At 65.2% G+C, this 2,402-nt stretch carries 1 protein-coding gene and 1 pseudogene; both read right to left on the minus strand.

Features of this window, described 5'->3' with window-relative positions:
* Nucleotides 1–777 (minus strand): annotated as a pseudogene (locus VFB18_RS02750) (PAS domain-containing sensor histidine kinase); the annotation flags it as partial.
* A gap of 316 nt (nucleotides 778–1,093) precedes the next feature.
* Nucleotides 1,094–2,402: nitrogen regulation protein NR(I) (ntrC, locus tag VFB18_RS02755; RefSeq protein WP_324970834.1), on the minus strand; the 1,309-nt coding region annotated here is incomplete at its 5' end.

Genomic DNA, 2,402 nt, shown 5'->3' on the forward strand with positions numbered 1-2,402 from the left:
ATCGAGGCTCTTGATCGCGCCGACGAGGTTCGACTGGCCCGGCGCGATCACGATCACCTGCCCCTTCTTGGCGAGGTCCATCGCCTCCTTCGGCGGCGGGCGATAGGGGTATTCGGGCATCGACGCCGCGGTGGCGAGCACGCGTCCCTCGCCGTCGATGAGATAGGCCATGGGCAGCGCCCTGATCGCGGCTTGCGCGCTCAAAAAGGTGCCGAATCCTTGCGGCTGCGTGCGCACGAGCTCGACCGCCTCGTCGATGTCCTTGGCCATGCCGAGCGTGTCGGTGCGGATCACCTGACCGTGCTCCTGGAGATAGGCGGTGGCCACATCGATCGAGTTCTGGATGATCGACTTGGTGCGGACCGAGAACCAATGATCGAGGCCGCGGTCGAGCGAGATGCTGGCGAAGATGGCGAGCAAGATCGCCGGCGCGACCGCGATTACGCTGAACAGGCTCACGATGCGCGCATGAAGTTGGGCGCCGGCGACCTGGCGACGCCGCGCGAGCCAGAGCCCGCCCACCTGCCAGGCGATGATCACGAGCATCGCGAGCACGAGCAGAAGGTTGACGAGCAACACGCTCACGACGACGAGATGGGTCGGCACGATCGGCGTCAGCCCGGTCAGGATGGCGTAGGTGGCGAGGCCCGAGATCAACGAGAGGACCATCGTGATCAGGCCGAGCGTGAACGGCAGACGCCGCGAACGGACGGTGTCGCGCTGTGCCGCCGCGGTTGGCGGCGCGGATATCTCGTCGACGACTTTCGGGTCGCTCATAACTTTGGACCGGCGCCAGAACGCCAGACTTCGGGCCGCTTTGGGCAAGGATTGGAAAACGCCACGCAACCGCTTTCCCCTGCTGTCTCCCGGGGGACCTTAATCCGATCCTTCGTCAGTTCTACTTGGGAGTGTCCGCCTCATCTGATGCAATAAAATCACAATGTGGCGCTTTGGCGACAAGTGTGGCCATCGGCACACAGAGTCCAGCCCGGCAAGGTTAATGGACCGCCGGCTCAAGGTCCTGATTTTTATAAAGATTCCAGGCGCGTGGCGGAATCGCCAAGCGGAGTCACATTTTAGCGAGGGCGCCCTGTCAGGTTCCCGGCGTCCTGATGACCTTGATGCCGAGGTCGCGGATCTTCTTGCGCAACGTGTTGCGGTTGAGCCCGAGAAGATCGGCCGCCCGGATCTGATTGCCCCGCGTCGCGGCAAGCGCGGCGGTGATCAGGGGGAACTCCACCTTGCGCAGGATGCGCGTGTAGAGGCCCGACGGCGGGAGGTCCTGGCCGAAGCTCATGAAGTAGTCGGCAAGGAAGCGCTCGACCGAATCGGACAGATCGGCGGACGGCTCCGCGGCGTCGTTGAACGGAGCGCGGGCGGCGCTCGCAAGCTCGTTCTCGACCATCTCGACGGTCACCATGTCCTGCGCGTAGATCGCCGAGAGCCGGCGCACCAGGTTCTCGAGCTCGCGCACGTTGCCAGGCCAGTGGTAGCGCTTCAGCCGCTCGATCGCGGCGGGCTCGAAACTCTTCGGCGGCAGGCCCTCCTTCTCGGCAATGCCGAGGAAGTGCCGAACGAGATCGGGGATGTCGTCGAGGCGCTCGCGCAAGGGCGGAAGCCGGAGCGGCACGACGTTCAGCCGGTAGAACAGATCCTCGCGGAATAGACCCTGGTCGATCTGTTGCTGGAGGTCGCGATTGGTGGCGGCGATGATGCGGACATTGGTCCTGATCGGCGTGCGGCCGCCGACAGTCGTGTATTCGCCCTCCTGGAGCACGCGCAGCAGCCTCGTCTGCGCCTCCATCGGCATGTCGCCGATCTCGTCGAGAAAGAGTGTGCCGCCTTCCGCCTGCTCGAAGCGGCCGATGTGACGGTTCTGCGCTCCGGTGAAGGCGCCCTTCTCGTGGCCGAACAGCTCGGACTCGATCAGCTCGCGCGGGATCGCCGCCATGTTGATGGCGACGAACGGGCCGTTGCGGCGCTTGCCGTATTCGTGCAGCGCGCGGGCGACGAGCTCCTTGCCGGTGCCGGATTCGCCCGTGATCATCACCGTAAGGTCGGTCTGGGTGAGGCGGGCGAGCACGCGGTAGATGTCCTGCATCGCCGGGCAGCGGCCGATAAGGGGCAGGCCTTCCTGCGCCTCGGCCGAGAGGCGCTGACCTTTTCTGCGCGGCTCGGCGAGCGCCCGGCCGACCACGGCGACGAGCTCGTTCAGGTCGAAGGGCTTGGGCAGATATTCGTAAGCGCCGCGTTCCGCCGCTGTGATCGCGGTCATGAAGGTGTTCTGCGCGCTCATCACGATGATGGGGAGGTCGGGGCGGAGCTTCTTCACTCGCGGGATGAGATCGAAGGCGCTCTCGTCCGGCATCAGCACGTCGGTGATGACGAGATCGCCCTCGCCC

Source organism: Methyloceanibacter sp. (genome assembly GCF_035650995.1).
In the GTDB taxonomy this organism is placed as follows: domain Bacteria; phylum Pseudomonadota; class Alphaproteobacteria; order Rhizobiales; family Methyloligellaceae; genus Methyloceanibacter.